This is a genomic window from Neorhizobium puerariae (assembly GCF_042429745.1).
GTDB lineage: Bacteria > Pseudomonadota > Alphaproteobacteria > Rhizobiales > Rhizobiaceae > Neorhizobium > Neorhizobium puerariae.
Genome location: NZ_JBHMAA010000008.1, coordinates 425,464 through 449,015 on the forward strand (window position 1 = coordinate 425,464; position 23,552 = coordinate 449,015).

Sequence of the window (23,552 nt, forward strand, 5' to 3'; positions counted from 1 at the left end):
AGAGGAACCGGACATGTCCTGGTCTCATCCCGTCCCGAAAATCACCGATGAAGAGCGGTGGCAGCGCCTGCGGCGGCTGCAGGCGGCACTCGAGCAAAAAGGCCTCGATGGCATCCTGCTCGGGGCGACGGAAAGCCTGCGTTATTTCACCGGCCTCGTCTGGCATCCCAGCGAGCGCCTGCTCGGCGCGCTGGTGACGCCGTCGGGCATCTCATATATCGCGCCGGGCTTCGAGCAGAGCCGGGTCGAGACCCTGCCGCGGCTGCCCGGCGAGATCGTCGTGTGGCAGGAGGACGAGGCAAGCGCGGCGCTCGTCGCCTCGTTTCTGCCCCGGGATGCCACGCTTGCGCTCGACGACGCGCTGCCGCTCTTTGTCTACCATCAGCTTGCGGCCGCCCTCGGCGCCGGCAGGCTTGTCGACGGCGGCCGGCTGATCCGGGACCTGCGCCTCGTCAAGTCGGCGGCTGAAATCGATCTCATCCGATATGCGATGAACCTGACGCTCGAGGTCCATCGCCGCGCCCATGCCTTCATCAGGCCGGGCGTCCGCGCCTCCGAGGTGGTGCGCTATATCGACGAACAGCACCGCGCGCTGGGCGCCGAGGGCGGTTCCTCCTTCTGCATCGTTTCCTTCGGGCTGGCGACGTCGCTGCCCCATGGGACGGATGGCGATCAGGTTTATGCGCCGGGCGACGTGGTGCTCGTCGATACCGGCTGCCGGCTCGACGGCTATCATTCGGACCTCACCCGCACCTATGTGCTGGACGCGCCGACGAGGGAATTCGCGGATGCCTGGGCGATCGAGCGCGAGGCGCAGCAGGCCGTTTTCGACGCCGCGCGGCCGGGCGCGGCCTGCGGCAGCCTCGACGACGCGGCCCGCGCCGTTCTGGTAAAACACGGGCTCGGCCCGGACTATGTCCTTCCCGGGCTGCCGCATCGCGCCGGCCATGGCCTCGGCCTCGAAATCCACGAGGAGCCCTATGTGGTCCGCGGCAATGCGACGGTCCTGAAGGCCGGCATGTGCTTTTCGAACGAGCCGATGATCGTCTTCCCGGACAGGTTCGGCATCCGTCTCGAAGACCATATCCACATGACCGAAACCGGGCCGGAATGGTTTACGCAGCCGGCGAAGGGGCCGACCGAGCCCTTCGCATGACAATGCGGTTTTCGCAGAGGTCCTGAAGGAAGAACGATGCCGGGCAGGAGCCCGGCATTTTCATGTCCGCATCATTCGGACTGGCCGGGTTCGTTGCTATGATCCAGGACGCGGGTGAGGCTGAGCGCCACCAGCGTGCAGATGGCGCCGGAGATCAGGTATCCGCCGATGAAGATGATGCCGAAGCTGGAGGCGAGGCCAAGCGCCACCAGCGGCGCGAAGGCCGCGCCGACCAGCCATGCCAGGTCGGAGGTGAGCGCCGCGCCGGTATAACGGTAATATTTGGTGAAGCGCGAGGACACGGCGCCCGAGGCCTGGCCGAAAGTCAGGCCGAGGATGAAGAAGCCGATAAGGATGAAGGCATCCTGCCCCTTGCCGCCGGCGTCGAGCAGGAACGGCGCGGAGAAGGAGAAGACCGCGATCAGGATCGCGCCGATCATGAGCTGGCTGCGGCGGCCGATCCGGTCGGCGATGACGCCGGACAGCACGATGCCGACCACGCCGAAGGCGGCACCGGCGACCTGCACCCAGAGGAACTGGGCCGCCGACTGCCCGCCATTCAGGATCACCCAGCTCAGCGGGAAGATCGTGACCAGATGGAACATGGCAAAGCTCGCAAGCGGGGCGAACGCACCGAGCACGACGTCCTGGGCATGTTTGCTCAGCATTTCGAAGACCGGCCGGGCCTCCAGCTCCTGGGCCTCCATGGCGGCGCCGAATTCTCTGCTGGCGACGATGCGTAGGCGGGCGAAGAGCGCGACGACGTTGATCGCGAAGGCCACGAAGAACGGGTAGCGCCAGCCCCAGGAAAGGAAATCCTCTTCCGAGAGGTTGGTGACGAAATAGGCGAAGAGAGTGCTGGCCAGCGCAAAGCCGATAGGCGCGCCGAGCTGCGGGATCATCGCGTACCAGCCGCGCTGGTTCGCTGGCGCATTGATGTTGAGCAGCGACGCCAGCCCGTCCCACGCGCCGCCCAGCGCGAAGCCCTGCCCGAGCCGGAACAGCGCCAGCAGGGCCACCGCCCAATAGCCGATCGTGTCGTAACCGGGCAGGAAGGCGATGGAGGCCGTCGAGCCGCCGAGGATGAAGAGGGCGATCGTCAGCTTCGTGCCGCGACCGTAGTTGCGGTCTATCCACATGAAGATGAAGGAGCCGACCGGCCGCGCCAGGAAGGCGAGCGGGAAGATCGCGAAGGACATGAGGGTGGCGGCCACCGGATTGGGGGCGAACGGAAATATGAGCTTCGGGAACACCAGCACCGAACCGAGGCCGTAGACGAAGAAGTCGAAGAACTCCGACATGCGACCGATAATCACGCCGATAGCGATATTGCCCGCCGAAATCGGCTTGTCGTCATGGATGCGGCGGGCGTCCCGCTCAAGGCCCGACGATGTGGGGTTAACGACCGTGCTCATGAAATTTCCTCCTGCCGGCAACGCGCCTCACTTTGAAATGTTGATCAAACCGCCTGCGAGATCAAGGAACAACATTGAAAAAAGCTGGGGTTGCTTTTCCGCCTGCCGCCCTCTGGCGGGATGGCCGGCGCGTCCTAGATTTCCCGCAGGAGCGAACGGCACGATGCATCCGGACGGGGAAGGAGGCTTGTCCATGCCTCTTGCTGCGCTGCGACATATTGCTGCAGTGCGACGAACGACCTCATTCCCGTATGACCGCCGTCGCGATTAGTGCGCACTGACAAAACGCAAATTTGAGCCAGAGATGTCTATTCAATTGAAATTCGCCGGACGATTGTTCGCCTGCCTGGCCCCCCTTGTCCTTTCCGGGTGCGATCTGGTCGTCATGTCGCCTTCGGGCGATATCGCCAGGCAGCAGGCGGACCTGATCGTCGTCTCGACGGTGCTGATGCTGCTGATCATCGTGCCCGTCATCTGCCTGACGCTGTTTTTCGCCTGGCGTTACCGGAGTTCCAACAGCACCGCCAAATACGATCCGGAATGGCATCATTCGACCCGCCTCGAAGTTATCATCTGGTCGGCGCCGCTTGCCATCATCATCGCGCTCGGCGCGATCACCTGGATCAGCACCCACAAGCTCGACCCCTACCGGCCGCTGGACCGGATCGACGCGGAACGCCCGGTATCGGCCGAGACGAAGCCGATCACCGTCGAGGTGGTGGCGCTCGACTGGAAATGGCTGTTCTTCTATCCGGACTACGGGATCGCCACCGTCAACGAGATGGCCGCGCCCGTCGACGTGCCGATCAATTTCAAGATCACCGCCTCGTCGGTGATGAACTCCTTCTACGTTCCGGCGCTCGCCGGCATGATCTACGCCATGCCGGGCATGCAGACGAAGCTGCACGCCGTCATCAACAAGGAAGGCGAATACGAAGGGCTCTCCGCCAATTACAGCGGCGACGGCTTTTCGCACATGCGCTTCAAGTTCCACGGCCTGCAGCAGGCCGGCTTCGACCAATGGGTGGCGCGGGTGAAGAGCCAGGGCACCGCGCTCAACCGCGACGCCTATCTGAAACTCGAAAAGCCGAGCTCCAGGGAACCCGTCCGCTATTACGCCAGCGTCGAGAACGGTCTTTACGAAGCGGTGCTCAACATGTGCGCCCGCGCCGGCCAGATGTGCATGGACGAAATGATGCATATCGACATGATGGGCGGCGCCGGCGTCGAAAGCCACGAGAACCGCGCCCGGCTGGAGCATGACAACCGCCATGCGGACGAGGCGGCCCACGGCAAGGCGGCACCGGCCACGACCTTCCCTGCCACCGGCAACCCGGCGCGCAGCGACCAGCCGGCCGAAGGCGTCGATGAGCCTTCCCGGCCGCAATCCATGAACCACGACATGCACAACATGCAGGGTCATACGATGTCCGGAAGCGCCCCTGCGGACACGCAAGGAAGCGCTGCGCCGGCGCAGCTCAACAACGACGCTCCGGCAAAGCCCTGAAAGAGATCTGGTACAGACCCATGTTCGGCAACACCACGCTCACCCAATTCCTCTTCGGGCGGCTATCCCTCGAAGCCTTTCCCTTCCACGAGCCTATCCTGGTCGTGACCTTCATCGCGGTGGCGCTGGGCGGCATCGCGCTTCTCGGCGTCGTCACCTATTTCAGGCTCTGGGGTTATCTCTGGAACGAATGGTTCACGTCGGTCGATCACAAGAAGATCGGCATCATGTACATCATCCTGGCGATCATCATGCTGCTGCGCGGCTTCGCGGACGCCATCATGATGCGCATCCAGCAGGCGATCGCCTTCAACGGCAGCGAGGGTTATCTCAATCCCCACCACTACGACCAGATCTTCACCGCCCACGGCGTGATCATGATCTTCTTCGTGGCGATGCCGTTCGTCACGGGCTTCATGAACTACGTGGTGCCGCTGCAGATCGGGGCGCGCGACGTCTCCTTCCCCTTCCTCAACAACTTCTCCTTCTGGATGACCACGGCCGGCGCTATCATCGTCATGATCTCGCTGTTCGTGGGTGAGTTCGCCCGCACCGGGTGGCTCGCCTATCCGCCGCTTTCCGGCGCCGACTACAGCCCGGGCGTCGGGGTCGACTATTATATCTGGGGACTGCAGGTGGCGGGCGTCGGCACGACACTGTCCGGCATCAACCTGATCGCGACGATCGTGAAGATGCGCGCGCCGGGCATGACCTTCATGAAGATGCCGGTCTTCACCTGGACCTCGCTCTGCACCAACATCCTCATCGTCGCGACCTTCCCGATCCTGACGGCCACGCTCGTGCTGCTCTCGCTCGACCGCTATGTCGGCACGAACTTCTTCACGAACGATCTCGGCGGCAACCCGATGATGTATGTGAACCTGATCTGGATATGGGGGCACCCGGAAGTCTACATCCTCGTCCTTCCGGCCTTCGGCATCTTTTCCGAAGTGGTCGCCACCTTCTGCGGCAAGCGCCTGTTCGGCTACGCGTCGATGGTCTACGCGACCTGCGTCATCATGATCCTGTCCTATATCGTGTGGCTGCACCACTTCTTCACGATGGGTTCCGGCGCCTCGGTGAACGCCTTCTTCGGCATCACCACGATGATCATCTCGATCCCGACGGGCGCGAAGATGTTCAACTGGCTCTTCACCATGTATCGCGGCCGCATCCGCTACGACGTGCCCATGCTCTGGACCGTCGGCTTCATGGTGACGTTCGTCATCGGCGGCATGACGGGCGTCATGCTCGCGATCCCGCCAGCGGATTTCGTGCTGCACAACTCGCTGTTCCTGATCGCTCACTTCCACAACGTCATCATCGGCGGCGTGCTGTTCGGGCTGCTGGCGGGCGTCAACTACTGGTTCCCGAAGGCTTTCGGCTACAGGCTCGATCCCTTCTGGGGCAAGATGAGCTTCTGGTTCTGGCAGATCGGCTTCTTCTTCGCCTTCATGCCGCTCTACGTGCTCGGCCTGATGGGCGTCACCCGCCGCGTCTCGCAGTTCGAGGACCCGTCGCTGCAGATCTGGTTCATCATCGCCGCTTTCGGCGCCGGCCTGATCGCGCTCGGCATCCTGTCCTTCATCGTCCAGCTCGTCGTCAGCTTCCTCAAGCGCGAGGAGCTGCGCGATACGACCGGCGATCCGTGGGACGGCCGCACGCTGGAATGGTCGACCTCCTCGCCGCCGCCGGACTACAACTTCGCCTTTACGCCGGTCGTCCACGACCATGACAGCTGGTACGACATGAAGAACCGCGGCTACGAGCGCCCGCTCGGCGGTTTCAAGCCGATCCACATGCCGAGGAACACCGGCACGGGCGTCATCCTCTCGGCGCTGAGCATTGTGCTCGCCTTCGCGCTGATCTGGTACATCTGGTGGCTCGCCGTCGTATCCTTCGTCGCGATCGTCGCGGTGTCGATCGGCCATACCTTCAACTACAAGCGCGACTTTCACATTCCCGCGGAGACCGTGACCGTGACGGAAGACGCGCGTTCCAAGCTGCTCGCGGAGCGGACCTGACATGGCAAGCCCGATGCAAACGCAAGATACCGAAAAGCCGCAGTTCTACCTGACGGAAGACCACCATCCCGAAGGCAGCACCAATCTCGGCTTCTGGCTCTACCTGATGAGCGACTGCCTGATCTTCGCAGTCCTCTTCGCGACCTACGCCGTGCTCGGCCGCAACTATGCGGCCGGTCCCTCGCCGGCGGACCTGTTCGACCTGCCGCTCGTCGCGATCAACACCTCGATGCTGCTGCTGTCGTCCATCACCTACGGCTTCGCTATGCTGCAGATGGAGCGCAATGCCAAGGCCGAGACGCTGTTCTGGCTTGCCGTGACCGGCGTGTTCGGCCTCGCCTTCCTGTCCATCGAACTCTACGAGTTCTCCCACATGATCCATGAGGGGGCAGGTCCCACCCGCTCCGCCTTCCTGTCGGCCTTCTTCACGCTGGTCGGCACCCACGGCCTGCACGTCACCTTCGGCATCATCTGGCTCGTCACGCTGATGGTGCAGGTCGGCATGCACGGCCTCATCCCGGAGAACCGCCGCCGGCTGATGTGCCTTTCGATGTTCTGGCACTTCCTCGACGTCGTCTGGATCGGCGTCTTCTCCGTTGTCTATCTCATGGGAGTCGTCGGATGACCGCCAAAGCCCCGTTGCACGAAGATGCCCACGAAGCCCATCACGGGCACAGCCACGGCCACGATGCCGGTCATGGCACGTTCAGGAGCTACATGACGGGCTTCGTGCTGTCCGTCATCCTCACGGCCATCCCGTTCTGGCTGGTCATGGGCGGGGTCATCGAAAGCAAGGCCGCGACGATCGCCGCGATCCTGATCCTCGGCGTCATCCAGATCGTCGTGCACATGATCTACTTCCTGCACATGAACACGAAGTCGGAAGGCGGCTGGACGATGATGGCGCTGATCTTCACCATCGTCATCGTGGCGATCGCGCTCGCCGGCTCGCTGTGGGTCATGTATCACCTCAACACGAACATGATGCCCATGTCGCCCGAGATGATGAAGAACATGCCCTGACGGGCACGAGGATTCGGTCATGGCCATCCCACCACGCACGGAGGCGGCGGAGATCGGCTCCGCCGGTTCATCCCGGTCCCGGCGGATGTTCGCCGGCGCGATGGCGCTGCTGGCCGTCGTGTTCCTTGCGCTTGGAACCTGGCAGGTCCAGCGGCTGTTCTGGAAGCTCGGCCTGATCGTCAGGGTGGATGCGCGCGTCCATGCCGACCCCGTGCCCGCTCCGCCGCCGGCCGGGTGGTCGCGCGTCGACGCGCAGGACGACGAATACCGCCGCGTCACCGCAAGCGGCGTTTTCGCCCACGACAAGGAGGTTCTGGTCCAGGCCGTCACGGAACGCGGCGCCGGTTTCTGGATATTGACCCCGCTGGTGCAGCCGGACGGGGCGGCGATCCTCGTCAATCGCGGTTTCGTGCCGGCCGACCGGCGCGATCCGGCATCGCGCGCCGAAGGCGAAGTCCCCGGCGCCGTCCGGATCACCGGGCTTCTGCGTTTGAGCGAGCCCGGCGGCGCGTTCCTTCGCTCCAACGACCCGGAGGCCGGCCGCTGGTATTCGCGCGACGTGGCGGCGATCGCCGCCGCAGAGGGCCTGGGCAACACGGCCCCCTATTTCATCGATGCCGATACGACGCCCAATCCGGGCGGCCTGCCGGTCGGCGGACTGACCGTCATCCGCTTCCGCAACAGCCACCTCGTCTACGCGGTCACATGGTATGCGATGGCGGTGATGAGCGGCGCCGCCGCGTGGGTGATCCAGCGGAAACGGATCGGCTGACGCGGGACCGGCGAGGGGCTGCCTGACGGCCTTCTCCACATGATCGTGACGTTTGGGGTGGCAGGCTGCGCGCTGCGCACTACTTCCGCCGAGGGAGTAGCGCTGTCCAGTCCGTGGATTGAGCATCGAAGGAGGGAAGATCGGGAGGTTCACAGCCTGAACAGGAGAGGCTTTGATGACCAAAACCGTTTTGAATGCCGTTGGGGACACGCTGTATCACAGCGGCGCGTCCACGGCGTGGTTTTCCGCGACCGGTTCCGGACCCACGCTGACGGGAACCGCAGGCAATGATTCGATCTGGGGCGACAGCTCCGTCGACGTGACGATGAAGGGCGGCACCGGCGACGACATCTATTATCTCTATTCCAGCATCAACAGGGCCTATGAAGCCTCGGGTTCCGGGGTGGACACGATAGAGACCTGGATGAGCTACACCCTTCCCGAGAATTTCGAGAACCTGAGGGTGACCGGCAACGACCGGTTTGCATTCGGCAACGGTGCCGACAACATCATTTCCGGAGCGTCGGGACGGCAGACGCTCGACGGCGGCGCCGGCAATGACGTCCTGACCGGCGGCGGCGGGGCCGACACCTTCATCGTCAGCCGGGGCAACGGCAGCGACCTGATCACCGACTTCGGATCGGACGATACCATCCGCCTGAACGGATACGGTTTCACGTCCTTCGAGGATGTCCGCAGCCATCTCACCCGGGAGGGGACGAACCTGCGGCTCGATCTCGGCGGCGGCGAAAGCCTTGTCTTCGCCGATACGGCGACGGACGAAATCGGTGCCGACCAGTTCGAACTAAGCCTCGACCGCTCGGTGCTGACCCGGACCTTCTCGGACGATTTCAATTCCCTCTCGCTCCACAACGGCACGAGCGGCACCTGGGATGCGAAATTCTGGTGGGCTCCCGAAAACGGCAGTTCGCTGTCCACCAACGGCGAGAAGCAGTGGTACGTCAACCCGCTCTACGCGCCGACCGCTTCGGCAAACCCGTTCTCGATCGACAACGGGGTACTGACGATCACCGCCGGGGCGACGCCGGATGCGATCCGCGACGAGGTCGGCGGCTACGACTACACGTCGGGCCTGCTCAATACCTATTCCACCTTCGCTCAGACCTACGGTTATTTCGAGATCAGGGCCGACATGCCGACCGAGACCGGCGTCTGGCCGGCTTTCTGGCTGTTGCCCGAGGATGGGTCATGGCCGCCGGAACTCGACGTGGTGGAAATGCGCGGGCAGGACCCGAACACGATCCATGTTTCGGCGCATTCCAACGCGACCGGCGAAAGGACGACCCAGACATCCGCCGTGAAGGTGCCGGGCACGGACGGCTTCCACACCTACGGCATGCTGTGGATGGAGGACGAGATCGTCTGGTATTTCGACGACGTGGCGATAGCCCGCGCGGACACGCCGGCGGACATGCACGATCCGATGTACATGCTGGTGAACCTGGCGGTCGGCGGCACCGCGGGCAATCCGGTCGACGGCCTGGAGAACGGGTCGGAAATGAAGATCGACTATATCCGTGCCTATTCCATCGACGATATCCCTGCCACGGCCGCGTCAACGACGCAATCGACCAGCGAATGGCTGGCCTGACTTCCTGACAAGCGGGGAGACCTGAAGCCGAAGGTCACGGGGCGCGAACCGCGTCCCGTGACAAGGCGGACTTCTGCTTGAACGCTGCCGCCGTATCTTTTCGGAGCTGGAAGGTATCGAGCTCGAAGTGTCGAGCCGCAAGAAACTGCCTCGCGGCAGGTTGCGGATCACCATGCCGCTGGTCAGCCAGCTTCTCCTGCCCGCCTTCGCCAGGTTCAGCGAGACGTTTCCGGAGATAGAGCTGGACCTGGATTTCAACGACAGTATCGTGGATCTGGTCAATGATGGCTTCGATGCCGCGGTGCCAACGGGCCAGTTGACGGCGCCCTTCGTCCACGACGGTGCCATGATGGCAGCGTGTTCCCGGCCATGTCGAGCAGGTGCTGGTTCCCACGCTCGCGTCCGCGATGTCGCCATCGTGGACAACCTGCCGGCCCACAAGAAGGCGGCAGGCCTTCGCGCCGCAATCGAGGCACCAGGGGCGGCGCTGTTGTTCCTCCTGCCCTATAGTCCCGACTTCAATCCGATTGAAAACGCCTTCGCAAAGCTCAAGGTCCTGCTGCGGGCAAGGGCCGAAAGGACGATCGTCACCCTGGAACAGCAAGGTCGCGGTTCTGATTCGTTCAAGAGTTTAGTTAGCCTGAGTTCAGCGGCTACGCAGCAGGACCCTCCATGCCGCGATTCCTCTTTCGATATCCGTGAGGCGGCAGAACTCGTCGATCCCATGCATATTCTCGTCGGGCAGGCCGAAGCCGAAGATGATGGTGCTGACGCCAAGCGTCGAGGCGATCGCACCGGGCATCGGAATGCTGCCGCCGGAATAGGAATAGCGGGGCGGACGTCCATCCACGGTGGAAAGAACGCCGGCGGCGAACTGCTGGAAAGGGTCGTCGCGCGCTACCCGATAGGGATTGGATTTGCCCGGCAGGACGGTGATCCGCCGCTCGAAGCGTTCCGGTATCGTGTGGTCGAGAAAATCCTTCAATAAAACGGCAATGGCCTCCGGTTCCTGCCCCGGCACCAGCCGGCAGGACAGGCGGGCGCTGGCGGATGCCGGCACGATGGTGCGCAATCCCGCCGCATAGTGCCCGGCGTCGAGGGCATGGATCTCAATCGTCGGGCAAAGGCCGGTTTGTTCCTCGATGACCAGATCCGGCGAAACAGCGGCGTTCGTCAATCCGGCCCGGGCCAGCCAAGCCGTCCGGTCGAATGGCTGTTCGCGGAGGACCCGCCTTTCCGTTTCCGTCGGAGTTGCGGCGCCGTCCATGAAGCCTGGCACGGCGATGCGGCCGTCTTCATCGTGAAGAGATGAGAGCGCCCGGGCGAGCGCCTGCGCCGGATTGGGGACCGCGCCGCCGAAGGTGCCGGAATGCAGGTCTTTCGCGGCCCCTTTCACCGTGACGTCCAGCCCGCAGAAGCCGCGCAACCCGAGGCGCAGATCGCCCTGATCCGCGCCGGATTGCCAGCCGTCGGTACTGAAGACGGCGTCGCAGCACAGCAGATCCCTGTAACGGTGAAGCGCCCTGTCGAGATTGGGACTGAGGATTTCCTCCTCTCCCTCGTAAAAGACCTTTATGTTCCACGGCAGAGCAGAGAGGTCGCTTTCCGCAAGGGCGAAGATCGGCAGAAGCAGGTTCATCTTCTGGTCTGTCGCGCCACGGGCGTAAACGCGGGCATCCCGCAGTTCCGGCCGAAACGGGTCGGACGTCCAGCCGTCACTCATGTTCGCGGGCTGGACGTCGTAATGGCCGTAAAGCAGAAGCGTCGGGCGCTCCGGTCGCATCTCCGTTTCCGCATAGACATAAGCGGGGCAGGGCAATTCGGTGAGCAGTCTTGCATGCAGCCCGGCTTGCTCCAGCCTTTGTCTCAGCCATTCCGCCGCCCGGTCGAGATCCGAGCGGGAATGCTCCCAGGCGGCAACGCCGGGGATTTCCAGGAGCGCCATGAAGTCGGCGAGGAAACCTTCGGGTATTGTCCTCATGCCGGCCTGGCGGTCACGTCGGCTCCAAGCTGGCGCAAAAGCACAAGGGAGTCACGAACCACCCAGCTTTCGACGATCATGCCGTTCCTCACTTCATATATGCCGATGCCAGGCACTTTAACGGCGTTGCCGGTGGGCGCAATGTTCATGAATGTCCCCTTGTGCGTACCGGTCATCGTATAATAGGCGCAAACGCGGCTGCCTTCCGAGATGACGAGGTCGAGCGTGAAGGCCACGTCCGGAAACGCATCCTTGAGAGAACGGTAGTTGGCGAGAATGCCTTCCGGGCCTTTCAACGTGCCGCGCGCCCCGGCATGGTTGACGTAGCCGGGTGCAAACAGGGCCGGGATCGCGCTCACGTCGCCGTCCTCCCAGACACGACGATAATAGTCATGGATGACTTTCTTGCTTTCGGCGGTCATGGCGTGTCCTTTCGCTTGCGGGAATCTAGGAGAAGAGCTTGCGCTCCATTTTCGTCAGGCGCCGCCCGCCTTCCGGGGTGACGACGACGGTTTCGCTGAACGCCATGCCGGCGGCCCAGGTATACATGTGGAAGACCTGGTTCTCTTCCAGGCGCCAGTCGCTGTCGGCCAGGAAAACGCGCGTAAAATCACTTGTCCGTGGAATGAAGACGAGGCCCAGCGTATAGCCGGTGACGTTCGTATAGCTGTCCCGCAGACCCGCCGAAAGGATGCCCTCGCGCAATATCCGGTCGATTTCGCTGGCATCCGCTCCGGGTTTCATGGCGTGGAACTGCTCGTCCTGGACGCGGATCATCGTATCGGCTGCATGCAGCTGTTCGTCGGTCGGTGCGCCAATCGATTTCGGACGCATGATCCGTGAGGTATAGCCGCGGAAATGCGGCACCATTTCCACATGGAGGATATCGCCATCCGCCAGCGTACGATGTCCGAGTGCGCCGTGCAGGGCAGCGGAGCGGGGACCGGAAGCCATCAGCACGAGGCGCGTATTGTCTGCGCCGCTGCGTAGCGCCTCCGCGGTAATGGCCGCACAGACCTCCCTTTCGTTCACTCCCGCCATGGCCGCTTCGAAACCGGCGGTCGTCGCGCGGTCGCAGATGTCGGCCGCGACCTGCAGGCAGGCCAGCTCAAGCGCCGATTTGACCTGCCGCATCTCCCACATGACGCTGGAGAAATCGACCACCTTCGCATTCGGCAGCCGGGTTTCCAGTTCCAGTGCCCGGTTCACGGTCAGGAAGTGGCTGTCGCGTTCGAGACCGACGGTCGAAGCACCATGCCCTTTGGCTATGATCGTATCTGCAACCACCTTCAGCGGATTGTCGCTGTCGCCGATCGCCACGCAATCCGAGAGCCAGCTCGTCTCGACAAAGACCGGCGCATCAAGCGCCCGGATCACCGCCACCGGCTCACCCGACAGCGGAACGAGAAGAGCCTGATACAGGGCGGCGGTCGGCAGATGCCCGCCGAAATAGACCATGTGCTCGAACTGGTCGACGACGACGAGATCGACGCGCCGGGCGGCCATGATGGCGCGCAGGGCCGCGAGACGTGACTGGAATTCCTCTACCGGAAAAGGAGGAGGGAAGGGCAGGTGCTGCATCTGGATCATTTCCGAATTGCTAGGGAGCGGGAAGCGCGGTTGAGGCGGACGGGACCATCCGCGGTGAGGGCGACGATGTCTTCGACGCGCATGCCCCAGCGACCAGGAAGGTAGATGCCGGGCTCGTCCGACATGACCATTCCGACGGCGAGCTGCAGGTTGCTGCCGCGTACGAGATAGGGCTCTTCATGCGCGTCGAGACCGATGCCGTGGCCGACACGGTGAGTGAAAGCGTCTCCATAACCGGCAGCGGTCAGAATGGCGCGTGCAGCCTCGTCGGGCGCGCTGGCCGGCACGCCCGGGCGGATCGCCTGGAAGGCCGCTTCCTGAGCCTCGATAAGAATGGAATAGGCATCGAGATATTCCTGTTCCGGGGTGCCGGCGGCGGCGACGCGGCAGATATCCGCGTACCACCCGTCGAACACGCCGGCGAAGTCGAAGACGATCGCATCGCCCGGACGGATCACGTAGTCGGAGCCATGGTGCAGGGATGACGCACCGTTGGGACCTGCGCCGACGTCGACCCAGGCGACATGACTGAAGCCGGCGCCCTGCATCAGCGACATGATGGCGGAACGCAGCTCCAGCTCCGTTCTGCCGCTCAGGATCGGATGTTGGTCGAGGAACCGGTCCCACACCTCGTCGATCCGATGGGCTGCACGAGTAAGTGCAGCGATTTCGTCTGGCGTCTTGATCGCCCGCATCAGATCGAGAGCCACGGCCCCTTTGAAGATCATGTCCGGTGCATGCTCCTGCATCCGCATCAGGAAGCCGGACCAGAATTCCCGGTTGATGCCGATCGTGCGACAGCCGCGTTCGCGCAAGATCCTGCATGCAAGGACGGTCGGGTCTTCGTGCTCATCCCAGATCGCCCGCTCGATCGGCAGGTGCTGGTAGAGGGGTTGCTGGAGCCGTGGAACGACGATGACCGCGTCGTCCGCGGTCAGCAGGAGGGCAACCATTCTCTCCGTCAGATTGGCATTGCGGCCAAGGAGTTGCCGAAAGCTGGCGCTGGGGCCGACAACGACCGCATCCAATGCTTCGTCGCGCATGAACGCCCGCAGCTTGGCGAAGCCGGCAAGGGGTGAAAAGAGTTCGGCAGGACAATGAGACATGAGCGCTCCGCATTTTCTGCATGCAGTAATTAAGGCATCTGGCTTGACGATTGGCAAGTGGGTGCCATTAAAAAATCATCTGATGACGTATATGAGTAAATTTTATGCAGAAATTGCCGAATTATCGATGAATTTGATGCCAGATCGCGGGAAAAAGTCTAATTAATAATCGAAAACAGCAAAAAGACGATATTTGTGCATTTTAGGGATTGACTTGCTGCATGCAGAATGCGCCAATCTGACAATCATCAAATGCCAAGCGGCATCAAAGGAATGGAAATGATGTGGACGAATCTGACGAGTGAACAGCAGCGATGGCTCGATGTCGCCAACGAGGTGGCGGCAAGGATCAGGGTTGCGGACAAAAGCTTCGACAAAGCCGCGCGTTTCACCGAGGACAATTTTGCGCTCCTGCGCGACGCCGGACTGCTGAAGCTGGCCGCGCCGAAAGCCTATGGCGGTGAGGCACCGGAAGCCGGCAATGCCCATCTTGGGTGTTACATCGTGACCGATGCAATTTCCCGGGCATGCTCCACGACGGGCTGGAATCTCATCATTCATTATCACCAGTGCGGCGCCGTTGCGCGTCTCGGCAACGAGGAGCAGAAGCGGCGCATCCTCGGCGACGTGGCGAAGAACGGCGCCCTGATGGGATCGCTCGGGAGTGAGGTGAACCATCAGGAGAGCGTCGCCAGCAAGGATACGAAGACGCGTCTTTTCTTCCATGCGGGCATGGAGCCGGTCGAGGGCGGCTTCCTGGCAAATGCCTCCAAGCATTTCTGCTCGAACGGGCCTGTCGCCAAGTATCTGCTTTACTGGTCGATCGCGCCCGGCGCCGAGACCAGCCGCGACGGCCTGACGCTGTCGATCGTCGAGGCCGGCAGCGAAGGGCTGGCGTTCAGCGAGCACGGCTGGGACAACATCATCGGCCTTCGCGGTACGGTGAGCTGGAGCGCGACGCTCAAGAATGTCTTCATTCCCTGGAAGAACGTCCTTGGAGAACCGGCCGACTTCATCAGCAAGGACCCCTATACGCTGGAACTCTCCCAGGCATTTCACCTGATCGGCTGCGCGCGCGGTGCTTTCGATTGCGTGCTCGATACGCTGCGCAAACGTCCCTTCCTGCGCAATGAAGACGGACTGATGGTCGAAGTCGGCCATATGGCTGCCTTGATCCAGGCGGCGGCGGGGTCGGCCATGCTGGCGACGCGCCTCTGGGAGGCCAAGACCTGGGGAGAGGCGGCGCTTGCATCACTCAGTGCCCACCATACTGCGCGTGAAACGGCACTGGCGGTGGCGACCAAGGCCTTCGACATCATCGGCACGCGCGGTCTGCTGAATACCATGCCGCTTGAGATGTTCTGGCGCGACATCCGCGCGGCTTCGCTGCATACGCGCGACAGCCAGCTTATCCGCCTCGTCGCCGACGCGACGGTCGACGGCCACTATGCGCCGAAGCAGAAATATGGCGATGCCGGTGCTGCTCGCACCTGGGCGGAGCTTGGTCTGCGCCCGCAGGTCGCGGCGGAGGCCGTTTGACGGATGGGGAGCCGGACCGACATTTCGCTAAAACCGGGCGTGCAGGGAGCGTCCCTCTCGTTGGAGGCGCTGCGCAAGGATTTCGGGCATTCGACCGCCGTGCGCAGCATCAATCTGGAACTTGAGCCGGGCCGGTTCCTGACATTGCTCGGGGCGTCGGGGTCCGGCAAGACCACGACGCTGATGATGATCGCGGGTTTCGTCGAGCCGACGAGCGGCACCATCCACATCAACGGCAGGGATGTCACGACCCTCCCGGCCCACAAGCGCGACATCGGCATGGTCTTTCAGAACTATGCCCTGTTTCCGCATCTGACGGTGCTCGAAAATGTCGGCTTCGCACTGAAGATGCGCGGCGTCGACAAAGCGGAAACGCGGGATCGCTCATTGGAATTCCTGAGACTGGTCGGTCTTGGGGATTTCTCCACCCGCTATCCGCATCAGCTCTCCGGTGGCCAGCAACAGCGCGTGGCGCTTGCCCGCGCGCTGGTCTTCAGCCCCTCCCTAGTGCTGATGGACGAACCGCTCGGCGCGCTCGACCGGCGTCTGCGCCTACAGATGCAGGAAGAGATCAAGCGCATCCAGACCGATCTCGGCCTGACGGTGGTCTACGTCACACACGATCAGGAAGAGGCGTTGACCATGTCGGACGATATCGCCGTCATGGAAGACGGGCGCATCGCGAGTTATTCCTCGCCGCGGCAGACCTATGAGACGCCGTCCAATCGCTTCACGGCCAATTTCATCGGCGAATCCAATTTCCTGCAGGGCAGGGTGGCCGCGCATGAGGACGGCGCGACCCTGATCGAAATCGCCGGCCAGACTTGCCGCGTGGCCGGCGAGCCGACGGCACCTTCCAACGCTTCTGCCTCGGTATTCGTCCGGCCGGAACGTCTGAGGCTTGTCACGGCGGCGGATGGCATCGCCAATGCGATGGCCTGCCGCTTCGTGTCGCAACTCTATCTCGGTGAGAGCATCATCTACACCGTGGAACTGGCCGATGGCCAGAAACTGAAGATCCGTCGCCCGAACAGGGGTGTGGGAGCTGAAATCGGAGCGGGCATGCCCCTCTGGGTCGGCTTCGAGCCGCAGAATGCTCGGATACTACTGTCTTAAAAAGGGAACGGCTGACGGCGATAGCCGAACGTGATCGCCACAACTGGGAGCATGCGATGAGCAGCAAAAAATTTCGCCAAAGGATATTGGCCGCCGGCGCGGTCCTCACCCTCGCTTTGTCCGCAGCAGGCGCTGCTGCCGAAGACCTGACGATCCTCTCTCTGGGTGGGACCTATCAGGAGAACCAGAGCAAGTACTGGTTCAAGCCCTATGCCGAAGCCACGGGTGTAAAGGTCACGGAGGCCGCGGGTTACAACTTCGCCAATCTTCGGGTGATGATCCAGTCGGGCAATGTCGAGGCGGACCTGGTCGACCTGTCGGCGGATTCCGTGAATGCGCTGAGCAAGGACAACCTGCTCGAGGCGATCGACTGGAGCGCCGTTCCGGAAAGCTGCAAGGCCGGCATTCCCGAGGATATGCGCCACCCCTATGCCTTCCCCACGATCCAGTGGGCGATGGTCATGGCTTACAACACAAAGACCTATCCGCAAGGCCCCAAGAGCTGGGCGGATTTCTGGAACGTACAGGCCTTTCCGGGCAAGCGTGGCTCCATCGGCGCGACGCGCCCGCCTGTCGAGCAGGCGGCGATGGCCCTCAATTCAGACCCGGCAAAGCTCTATCCTTTCGATATCGACAAGACGTTCGACAAGATTGCCGAACTGGGCAGCAACATGGTCTTTTCGGACGGTTATGCAAAGGTCGTGCAGTTCCTGGCCGATGGCGAGGTCGACATGATCGTCATTCCCAATGGCCGCATGGTGCCGCTGGTTGCCGACGGCAAGCCGGTCGCCATCAACTGGAACCAGCATCTGCGCTTTCCGAACTTCTTCGTCATTCCGAAAGGCGCCCCCCATGTCGAGTCGGCAAGGAAGTTCCTGAACTGGGTTTGCGAGCCTGAACGTCTGGCGGCGCTCGCCAAGCCGACCAACTACGGCCCGATCAATACGGATGCCTACAAGTTCATCGACAAGGACGTCGCGCCGCTTCTGCCCGGCAACCCTGCAACGGCCGCGCTCGGCCGCGTTGCCGATACGGCATGGCTCGGCGAACACCGTCAGGATATCGCCCGCGGCTGGGCCCGGCTCGGGGTCCGCTGAGCATGACGGGAGCAATGGCACCAGCCAGCGATACGGCCGCCTCCGTGGCCGTATCCCCCATGCCGGGACGGCTCACAGGGGGACGGTTTCCGGTATTCATCATTCCGGTACTGGTCTTCTATGCCCTGTTCTTCGGTTATCCGCTGATACGCATCTTCTGGCAGTCCGTTCACGACGACGGCGGTTTTACCCTGATCGGCTTCCGCATGTTCCTGGAAGAGCCCGCCTACTGGAAGGTCCTGATCTATACAGGCTTGCTCGGGCTTCTCACGCTGGCGATCACGCTCGTCTGCGGCTACGCCGTCGCCTACTGGCTGGTGACGATGAACCGGACCTGGGTCGTCATGCTGATGGCTTTCGTGCTCATCCCGTTCTGGAGCAGCGGTCTCGTCAGAACCTATGCGTGGCTCGTCATCCTGGGGCGACAGGGCATCCTCAATTCCGCGCTCCTTCATTTCGGGCTGATCGGCAGCCCCATGGCCTTCATCGGCACGAATACGGCAGTCGTCTTCGCGCTCGCATATTATCTGATGCCCTACATGATCCTGAGCCTCTACAGCGTCATGAACGGGATCGACCGAAACCTGCTCCTGGCCGCCCGCAATCTCGGGGCAAGCCCGATGGCGGCGTTCCGGCACGTCTTCCTGCCGCTTACGCGCCCCGGCGTGCTGGCCGGCTCATACATCGTCTTCATGCTCGGGATCGGCATGTACATCACGCCGGCCATGCTCGGCGGTCCGGACCAGACGACGCTTCCCCTGATGATCGCGATACAGATCAACGAGGCCATGGACTGGACATTCGCGGCATCGCTTTCCGTCATCCTGCTTCTGGTGACCGGCGGCATGCAGCTCATGGCCAATCGTTTCCTTGATTTCGAACGCCTGTGGGGCGGGGCCAAGTGAGGATATGAACGTGACCCATATATCTTTCGGCAGGCTGGCTCTCGGCATCTTCTCCTGCTCGGTCCTTGCGATCCTGATCGCTCCGATCATCATCATCATGATGGTATCCTTCACACCGAGCCAGATGCTGGAGTTTCCGCCGCCGGGTTTCTCGTTGCGCTGGTACGAGGCCTATTTCGGCAATGCCATGTGGATGCAGGCAACGCGGCTCAGCTTCCTTGTCGCAGGACTGACCGCGATCCTGTCGCTGGTCATCGGCTTTGCGATCTCCGTGGCGCTGGTGCGCTACCGGTTTGCCGGGAAGACGGCGTTGCGGATGCTGGTGATGAGCCCGCTGATCCTGCCGAAGATCATCATCGCCGTCGGCCTCTATTTCCTCTATGTCCGCCTGCGCATCCTCGGCACGCCCGCGGCGCTCGTGGTTGCCCACAGCATCATCGCCATACCCTATGTCGTCATGATCGTGACCGCGTCGCTCTACAGCTTCGACCGGCGACTGGAATGGGCCGCTCGCAGCCTGGGCGCCTCGCCCCTCAAGGCTGTCTGGCTGATAACGCTGCCGAACCTGCGGCCGGCAATCCTCGGAGGAGGACTCTTTGCCTTCGTCGCCTCCTTCGATGACATCATTCTGAGCCTTTTCCTGACGCGGCTGACCGAACCTACACTTCCGCGACAGATCTGGGTAAATGTACAACAAACGATTGACCCGACCATTGCAGCCGTATCGACCTTCATGACAGTGGTGTCTGTTCTTGGGCTCTGGCTCGTAGCGCTGGCCCAACGAAGATCGACGCGGCCTCTGTGAGAAAGAGTGACGGCCCCATGACGGAAACGACCAAGAACGGCGATATTGGTGCCGAGCTCACGGCAGTGGAAAGGGAACCCGTCGTGCTCCACGTCCATCGAGAGCTGCGCAGGGCGATCCTCCGAGGCAGCATTCCGGCTGGAACGCGTATGGTGGAGACTCAGCTCTCAAGCCGGCTCGCAGTCAGCCGCACGCCGGTGCGCGAAGCCATATCGCGCCTCGAAAGCGAAGGTCTCGTCCTCAGGCAGGTGAATGGCGGTGTGATTGTCGCCGAAGTCGACAAGAAACTCGGGGAGATTCTGGTCATTCGCCAGGCTCTCGAGGGGGCTGCGGCCCGGCTTGCATGCGAAAACGCGTCGGACGAGGAATTGTCGCAGATCCTGCGCAGTTGTCGCGAGGCGGCCCGTCTGGGGCCGGCCGACGGCAAGACGCGTTCCGAACATGACCGCACGTTTCATCTCTCTATCGCGCGAGCGTCGGGCAGCACCCGGCTGCTGCAGCTTATCGAGGAATTCTACGAATATTCGTTCTCCGCGGTCGGCATACATCCGACCGCTGCGGAAAGCGCGCAGCTACAGATCCATCACCTGGAAGTGGCGAGCGCGCTCATTCAGAGAGATGCCGAGGATGCCGAAAGGATCATCCGCAAGCATTTCGACGAGGTGCTGAGGATTGCCAATGCTCATCTGGGGGCGGATGGCGAAAGCGGGGAGATGGAAGAATGATCGCTGCATCCAGCCGGGAAGAGCCCGCTTTCGCGTCGGTTGACGCAGTCCGCTTCAGAGCGATCATGCGCAATCCGGTGTCTTCCGTTGCGATCGTCGCTACCGGAGAGTGCGGGAACCGGGCCGGCTGCACGGTAACAGCTGTCTGTTCGCTCTCGGATTCGCCACCTTCTCTGCTCGTCTGCCTCAACCGCCAGTCCACCGCCCGCCAGGCCGTCATCGACAACCGGCGTTTCACCGTCAACTACCTCGACGAGAGCCAGCAGGGAGACGCCGATCTTCTCGCAGGTCGCCTTGGCATGCAGGGCGAAGGAAAATTCAGTCCCGAACGCTGGGAAACCGGTCCCAACGGCCTGCCTTGCCTGAGGGGGGCTCTTGCCGTGCTCGTCTGCGAACTGGCCGACGTAACGGAGTTTGGCAGCCATTCCATTTTCTATGGGGAAATCCGCGAGGCGATGGTGCATGATCAGGCCCGACCGCTTCTTTACGGGCAAGGTCGGTATTTGACTGCTTCAATTGGGTGACGACTGTTCACCGGTGCACGTCATGCGTTTCTTCAGGCATTTTTGGGCAGCCTCGCCCGCTCAGAAAGCGGCGATTCGATTCCTATCAAGACTTTAGACAGGCACTTATCGCTTCCGGCGGGGCGTCACGCGCCTCCCTTCGGTCACTATCGAGCGCACTCCTCTGCAAGCCTCCTCAGTTTTTTCGATGTGCGAGCAGATCGGTGATCTCGCGGCGAACGGTAACGAAGTCGGCATCGTCGCGATGGCGTGGCCGAGTGCTTGAGATGTCGAAAATCCGCGCGATGCGGCCCGGGCGAGGTTCCATCACCACGACCCGGTCCGAAAGGTAGATCGCTTCCTCGACATCGTGGGTCACCATGACGACGGTACTTTTCTCGCGTTCCCAGATCGCCAGGAGCTCGTCCTGCAGATGGCTGCGGGTCAGGGAATCCAGCGCGCCGAGCGGTTCGTCGAGCAGCAGCAGCGGCGGGCGGGGTGCAAGCCCGCGGGCGATCGCCGCGCGCTGCGACATGCCACCGGAAAGCTCGTGCGGCAGGGCCTTCTCGAAACCCGTGAGGCCGACAAGGTCGATAAGATATTGCACCCGCTCACGCTTTTCGGTTTCGGAACCGGCCACGCTGTGGAGGCTCAGCGCGATGTTCCTTTCAACGCTGAGCCAGGGCAGCAACCGGTGGTCCTGGAAGACGATGCCGCGCTTCAGGCTCGGCCGATCGATCATTTCCCCATCCACGGTGATGCGTCCGCTGTCCGGCCCGTCCAGACCGGCCAGGAAGCGTAGCAACGTCGACTTGCCGCAGCCGCTCGGGCCGACAATGCTGATGAATTCGCCGGATTCGATCGCCAGTGAGACCTTGTCCAAGGCATGGACCGTGCGCTCCTCGAGGCGGAACGTCTTCGAGACGTCCGCAATCCGCACGGAACCTGCATCAAGGGTTCTTGTGGGGGAAAGGGTCAGGCTGTCCGCCATGGTATGAGCCTCCTTGAAAATCCGATGACGAGCCGGTCAAGACCGATCCCGATGAGCGCGAGGAACAGAACGCCGAGCAGGACCTGGTCCATGCGGGCATATTCCCGCGCGGCGGCGAGATACGCGCCGAGGCCATCGCCCATGCCGTTGATATAGCCTGTCCCGATCAGATATTCGGCACCGAACGTACCGAGCCAGGCAATGTTCAGCGACAGTTCAAGGCCGGCGAGGATCGAGGGCACGGCAGCCGGAAGAATGATCTTCGTCAGCGTCGCGCGGCGGTCGAGTTCAAGGACCCGGCCGACTTCGCGGAAGGGTGCCGGCACGTTCTGACAGCCTGCTTGAGCGCCAAGCGCCATCGGAAAGAAGGCGCCGAGTGAAATCAGCATGACCTTCATCACTTCGCCATTGCCGAACCAGGCGCTGAGCAACGGAATCCAGGCAAACAGCGCGATCTGGCGCAGGCTCGCGATCGACGGATCGAAGAGTCCGCGGGCGATGCCGGAAAGCCCGATCATCGCGCCGAACGCAAGCCCGATCGATGCACCGATCGCCCAGCCGGTCAGAGCCCTGAGCAACGTCGCGAGGGTTGCGCCGGGAATGGAACCGTCGGCAAAGCCCTCGTAGGCGCTGGCGATCACCTTTGCAGGCGAGACGAGGATGTTGCTGTTCAGCATGCCAAAGGCATCGAACAATGCCCAGAGGACGATCAGCCCGACCGGCAGGACAAGCGCCCGCCAGATCAGGCCGGATCGGGAAATGGGGTCGGAAGAGGTGGTCATCTGCCAATCCTTACGCTGCGGATTTGAACGACCAGCCAGTCACGCGATGCTGGAATTTCGCCAGGGCAAAATCGAGCGCCCAGCCGACAAGGCCGATGACGATCATGGTGGCGAAGACGACGTCGAGCTGGAAGGCCTTGCGACCCCACATCGTCAGGTAGCCGAGGCCTGCCGCCGACGAGATCATTTCCACCAGGATCAGCACCTTCCAGCCGCGGCTCAACGCCTGGCGGACACCGGTGAGGACGGCGGGCAGAATGGAGGGCCAGACGACGAGACGGACCCTCGCCAGCCACGGCAGTTCGAGTGCCCGCGCCACGTCGTCGTATTTGCGGGGGCGGGAACGGATGCCTTCGTAGGCGCCGACCATCAGGGGCAGGAAGCAGGTCTTGGCGATGAGGATGATCTTCAGCGCCTCGCCGATGCCGAAGAGCAGCATGAAGAACGGCAGCCAGCCAAGCGACGGCACGAGGCAGATCGCCCGGACGGTCGGGGCGACATAGACGTCGAGCGGCCGGACGAGACCGAAGGCCAGTCCAAAGAAGAGGCCGAGCCCGCCTCCGATCACAAGCCCTGCCGCGACGCGGCCGAGGCTGACGGCAAGCTCGCTCGGCAACTGGCCGGTCAGCAAAAGGTCGAGCGTGGTCTCGTAAACCAGCCGCGGGTCCGGCAGGATCTGTTCCGCCAGCCACTCCTGGTGAACGGCATAGGACCAGAGGGCGAGAAGCGCCAGCGGCACCGTCAATCCGAGCACCACCTTGCCCGCCCAGCCCGGCGGGCGAGGTGCCGCGGGAACGATGCCCCGCAGCCTCCGGTCCGCCGCTCGGTCGAAGGGAATACCGGCAATTGCTGCCGAGCTTTTGAAAGTTACATCGGACATGATCGTTCCTTCCTATGGCCGGT

General features: G+C 62.6%; 23 protein-coding genes and 2 pseudogenes. 17 read left to right on the forward strand and 8 right to left on the reverse strand.

Annotated elements, in window-relative coordinates:
• The first annotated feature begins 13 nt into the window (after positions 1 to 13).
• Positions 14 to 1,156: a M24 family metallopeptidase gene (locus tag ACFFP0_RS07340; RefSeq protein ID WP_377258254.1), complete on the forward strand. Its 1,143-nt coding sequence runs from the start codon at positions 14 to 16 to the stop codon at positions 1,154 to 1,156.
• Between the two features lie 71 nt (positions 1,157 to 1,227).
• Here the strand turns inward: ACFFP0_RS07340 and ACFFP0_RS07345 are convergent, their stop codons facing one another.
• Positions 1,228 to 2,571: an MFS transporter gene (locus ACFFP0_RS07345; RefSeq protein ID WP_377258257.1), complete on the reverse strand. Its 1,344-nt coding sequence runs from the start codon at positions 2,569 to 2,571 to the stop codon at positions 1,228 to 1,230.
• Between the two features lie 304 nt (positions 2,572 to 2,875).
• Between ACFFP0_RS07345 and cyoA the strand changes: the two genes are divergently transcribed.
• From cyoA to ACFFP0_RS07385, 8 genes and pseudogenes are all read left to right on the forward strand, one after another.
• Positions 2,876 to 4,078, forward strand: a complete 1,203-nt coding sequence (cyoA, locus tag ACFFP0_RS07350; RefSeq protein ID WP_377258259.1) for a ubiquinol oxidase subunit II — start codon at positions 2,876 to 2,878, stop codon at positions 4,076 to 4,078.
• 20 nt (positions 4,079 to 4,098) lie between these two features.
• The gene (gene cyoB, locus ACFFP0_RS07355; RefSeq protein WP_377258262.1) at positions 4,099 to 6,102 is read left to right on the forward strand and encodes a cytochrome o ubiquinol oxidase subunit I; all 2,004 of its coding nucleotides are present in this window, start codon (positions 4,099 to 4,101) and stop codon (positions 6,100 to 6,102) included.
• 13 nt (positions 6,103 to 6,115) lie between these two features.
• Positions 6,116 to 6,727, forward strand: a complete 612-nt coding sequence (cyoC, locus tag ACFFP0_RS07360) for a cytochrome o ubiquinol oxidase subunit III (RefSeq protein ID WP_377258265.1) — start codon at positions 6,116 to 6,118, stop codon at positions 6,725 to 6,727.
• Positions 6,724 to 7,125, forward strand: a complete 402-nt coding sequence (gene cyoD / locus ACFFP0_RS07365) for a cytochrome o ubiquinol oxidase subunit IV (RefSeq protein ID WP_377258268.1) — start codon at positions 6,724 to 6,726, stop codon at positions 7,123 to 7,125. Before cyoC ends, cyoD begins: the two co-directional genes overlap by 4 nt.
• Before the next feature lie 19 nt (positions 7,126 to 7,144).
• Complete coding sequence (locus tag ACFFP0_RS07370) at positions 7,145 to 7,897, forward strand: SURF1 family protein (RefSeq protein WP_377258271.1); 753 nt, start codon at positions 7,145 to 7,147, stop codon at positions 7,895 to 7,897.
• A 175-nt stretch (positions 7,898 to 8,072) separates the two neighbouring features.
• Complete coding sequence (eglC, locus tag ACFFP0_RS07375; protein WP_377258274.1) at positions 8,073 to 9,509, forward strand: endo-1,3-1,4-beta-glycanase EglC; 1,437 nt, start codon at positions 8,073 to 8,075, stop codon at positions 9,507 to 9,509.
• Between the two features lie 172 nt (positions 9,510 to 9,681).
• A pseudogene (locus tag ACFFP0_RS07380) lies at positions 9,682 to 9,768 on the forward strand (hypothetical protein); the annotation flags it as partial.
• Positions 9,769 to 9,880: 112 nt separating this feature from the next.
• Positions 9,881 to 10,104 (forward strand): annotated as a pseudogene (locus ACFFP0_RS07385) (transposase); the annotation flags it as partial.
• Positions 10,105 to 10,155: 51 nt separating this feature from the next.
• Here the strand turns inward: ACFFP0_RS07385 and ACFFP0_RS07390 are convergent.
• The 4 genes from ACFFP0_RS07390 to ACFFP0_RS07405 are packed head-to-tail and all read right to left on the reverse strand — an operon-like array spanning position 10,156 to position 14,186.
• Positions 10,156 to 11,490, reverse strand: a complete 1,335-nt coding sequence (locus ACFFP0_RS07390) for a M20/M25/M40 family metallo-hydrolase (RefSeq protein WP_377258277.1) — start codon at positions 11,488 to 11,490, stop codon at positions 10,156 to 10,158.
• Positions 11,487 to 11,912, reverse strand: a complete 426-nt coding sequence (locus ACFFP0_RS07395; protein ID WP_377258280.1) for an ester cyclase — start codon at positions 11,910 to 11,912, stop codon at positions 11,487 to 11,489. The genes ACFFP0_RS07390 and ACFFP0_RS07395 overlap by 4 nt, the downstream gene beginning before the upstream one ends.
• 25 nt (positions 11,913 to 11,937) lie before the next feature.
• Entirely contained in the window at positions 11,938 to 13,080 is a 1,143-nt protein-coding gene (locus ACFFP0_RS07400; protein ID WP_377258283.1) for a M24 family metallopeptidase, read from the reverse strand.
• The gene (locus tag ACFFP0_RS07405; protein ID WP_377258286.1) at positions 13,077 to 14,186 is read right to left on the reverse strand and encodes a M24 family metallopeptidase; all 1,110 of its coding nucleotides are present in this window, start codon (positions 14,184 to 14,186) and stop codon (positions 13,077 to 13,079) included. Before ACFFP0_RS07405 ends, ACFFP0_RS07400 begins: the two co-directional genes overlap by 4 nt.
• Here ACFFP0_RS07405 and ACFFP0_RS07410 point away from each other — a divergent pair.
• The 8 genes from ACFFP0_RS07410 (at position 14,185) to ACFFP0_RS07445 (ending at position 20,897) form a co-directional block, all read left to right on the forward strand.
• Positions 14,185 to 14,352 (forward strand): hypothetical protein, encoded by a 168-nt coding sequence (locus tag ACFFP0_RS07410; RefSeq protein WP_377258289.1) that lies wholly within the window; start codon positions 14,185 to 14,187, stop codon positions 14,350 to 14,352. The genes ACFFP0_RS07405 and ACFFP0_RS07410 overlap by 2 nt on opposite strands.
• Positions 14,353 to 14,465: 113 nt before the next feature.
• Complete coding sequence (locus ACFFP0_RS07415) at positions 14,466 to 15,725, forward strand: acyl-CoA dehydrogenase family protein (protein ID WP_377258292.1); 1,260 nt, start codon at positions 14,466 to 14,468, stop codon at positions 15,723 to 15,725.
• A gap of 3 nt (positions 15,726 to 15,728) precedes the next feature.
• Positions 15,729 to 16,841 carry an ABC transporter ATP-binding protein gene (locus ACFFP0_RS07420; protein WP_377258295.1) on the forward strand — a complete coding sequence of 371 codons (1,113 nt, stop codon included), beginning with the start codon at positions 15,729 to 15,731 and terminating at the stop codon, positions 16,839 to 16,841.
• A 56-nt stretch (positions 16,842 to 16,897) separates the two neighbouring features.
• Positions 16,898 to 17,938, forward strand: coding sequence for an ABC transporter substrate-binding protein (locus ACFFP0_RS07425; protein ID WP_377258298.1), 1,041 nt, complete (start codon positions 16,898 to 16,900; stop codon positions 17,936 to 17,938).
• 14 nt (positions 17,939 to 17,952) lie between these two features.
• Complete coding sequence (locus ACFFP0_RS07430; protein WP_377258301.1) at positions 17,953 to 18,843, forward strand: ABC transporter permease; 891 nt, start codon at positions 17,953 to 17,955, stop codon at positions 18,841 to 18,843.
• Positions 18,844 to 18,853: 10 nt separating this feature from the next.
• Positions 18,854 to 19,648: an ABC transporter permease gene (locus tag ACFFP0_RS07435; protein WP_377258304.1), complete on the forward strand. Its 795-nt coding sequence runs from the start codon at positions 18,854 to 18,856 to the stop codon at positions 19,646 to 19,648.
• Positions 19,649 to 19,665: 17 nt separating this feature from the next.
• Positions 19,666 to 20,373 (forward strand): GntR family transcriptional regulator, encoded by a 708-nt coding sequence (locus ACFFP0_RS07440; RefSeq protein ID WP_377258307.1) that lies wholly within the window; start codon positions 19,666 to 19,668, stop codon positions 20,371 to 20,373.
• Positions 20,370 to 20,897 carry a flavin reductase family protein gene (locus ACFFP0_RS07445; RefSeq protein ID WP_377258310.1) on the forward strand — a complete coding sequence of 176 codons (528 nt, stop codon included), beginning with the start codon at positions 20,370 to 20,372 and terminating at the stop codon, positions 20,895 to 20,897. The genes ACFFP0_RS07440 and ACFFP0_RS07445 overlap by 4 nt, the downstream gene beginning before the upstream one ends.
• A gap of 175 nt (positions 20,898 to 21,072) precedes the next feature.
• On the opposite strand, the gene ACFFP0_RS07450 is transcribed toward ACFFP0_RS07445, so the two are convergent.
• From ACFFP0_RS07450 to ACFFP0_RS07460, 3 genes are read right to left on the reverse strand one after another with little or no spacing between them, the layout of a single operon-like run.
• The gene (locus ACFFP0_RS07450; RefSeq protein WP_377258313.1) at positions 21,073 to 21,867 is read right to left on the reverse strand and encodes an ABC transporter ATP-binding protein; all 795 of its coding nucleotides are present in this window, start codon (positions 21,865 to 21,867) and stop codon (positions 21,073 to 21,075) included.
• On the reverse strand, positions 21,852 to 22,649 hold the full coding sequence (locus tag ACFFP0_RS07455) for an ABC transporter permease (RefSeq protein WP_377258316.1): 798 nt from the start codon (positions 22,647 to 22,649) through the stop codon (positions 21,852 to 21,854). The genes ACFFP0_RS07450 and ACFFP0_RS07455 overlap by 16 nt, the downstream gene beginning before the upstream one ends.
• A gap of 10 nt (positions 22,650 to 22,659) precedes the next feature.
• Entirely contained in the window at positions 22,660 to 23,529 is an 870-nt protein-coding gene (locus tag ACFFP0_RS07460; RefSeq protein ID WP_377258319.1) for an ABC transporter permease, read from the reverse strand.
• Between the last annotated feature and the right edge of the window lie 23 nt (positions 23,530 to 23,552).

Coding starts and splice junctions, on each gene's coding strand:
- ACFFP0_RS07340 (WP_377258254.1), top strand. CDS start 14: ATGTCCTGGTCTCATCCCGTCCCGAAAATCACCGATGAAGAGCGGTGG.
- ACFFP0_RS07345 (WP_377258257.1), bottom strand. CDS start 2,571: ATGAGCACGGTCGTTAACCCCACATCGTCGGGCCTTGAGCGGGACGCC.
- cyoA (WP_377258259.1), top strand. CDS start 2,876: ATGTCTATTCAATTGAAATTCGCCGGACGATTGTTCGCCTGCCTGGCC.
- cyoB (WP_377258262.1), top strand. CDS start 4,099: ATGTTCGGCAACACCACGCTCACCCAATTCCTCTTCGGGCGGCTATCC.
- cyoC (WP_377258265.1), top strand. CDS start 6,116: ATGCAAACGCAAGATACCGAAAAGCCGCAGTTCTACCTGACGGAAGAC.
- cyoD (WP_377258268.1), top strand. CDS start 6,724: ATGACCGCCAAAGCCCCGTTGCACGAAGATGCCCACGAAGCCCATCAC.
- ACFFP0_RS07370 (WP_377258271.1), top strand. CDS start 7,145: ATGGCCATCCCACCACGCACGGAGGCGGCGGAGATCGGCTCCGCCGGT.
- eglC (WP_377258274.1), top strand. CDS start 8,073: ATGACCAAAACCGTTTTGAATGCCGTTGGGGACACGCTGTATCACAGC.
- ACFFP0_RS07390 (WP_377258277.1), bottom strand. CDS start 11,490: ATGAGGACAATACCCGAAGGTTTCCTCGCCGACTTCATGGCGCTCCTG.
- ACFFP0_RS07395 (WP_377258280.1), bottom strand. CDS start 11,912: ATGACCGCCGAAAGCAAGAAAGTCATCCATGACTATTATCGTCGTGTC.
- ACFFP0_RS07400 (WP_377258283.1), bottom strand. CDS start 13,080: ATGATCCAGATGCAGCACCTGCCCTTCCCTCCTCCTTTTCCGGTAGAG.
- ACFFP0_RS07410 (WP_377258289.1), top strand. CDS start 14,185: ATGAGCGCTCCGCATTTTCTGCATGCAGTAATTAAGGCATCTGGCTTG.
- ACFFP0_RS07405 (WP_377258286.1), bottom strand. CDS start 14,186: ATGTCTCATTGTCCTGCCGAACTCTTTTCACCCCTTGCCGGCTTCGCC.
- ACFFP0_RS07415 (WP_377258292.1), top strand. CDS start 14,466: ATGATGTGGACGAATCTGACGAGTGAACAGCAGCGATGGCTCGATGTC.
- ACFFP0_RS07420 (WP_377258295.1), top strand. CDS start 15,729: ATGGGGAGCCGGACCGACATTTCGCTAAAACCGGGCGTGCAGGGAGCG.
- ACFFP0_RS07425 (WP_377258298.1), top strand. CDS start 16,898: ATGAGCAGCAAAAAATTTCGCCAAAGGATATTGGCCGCCGGCGCGGTC.
- ACFFP0_RS07430 (WP_377258301.1), top strand. CDS start 17,953: ATGGCACCAGCCAGCGATACGGCCGCCTCCGTGGCCGTATCCCCCATG.
- ACFFP0_RS07440 (WP_377258307.1), top strand. CDS start 19,666: ATGACGGAAACGACCAAGAACGGCGATATTGGTGCCGAGCTCACGGCA.
- ACFFP0_RS07445 (WP_377258310.1), top strand. CDS start 20,370: ATGATCGCTGCATCCAGCCGGGAAGAGCCCGCTTTCGCGTCGGTTGAC.
- ACFFP0_RS07450 (WP_377258313.1), bottom strand. CDS start 21,867: ATGGCGGACAGCCTGACCCTTTCCCCCACAAGAACCCTTGATGCAGGT.
- ACFFP0_RS07455 (WP_377258316.1), bottom strand. CDS start 22,649: ATGACCACCTCTTCCGACCCCATTTCCCGATCCGGCCTGATCTGGCGG.
- ACFFP0_RS07460 (WP_377258319.1), bottom strand. CDS start 23,529: ATGTCCGATGTAACTTTCAAAAGCTCGGCAGCAATTGCCGGTATTCCC.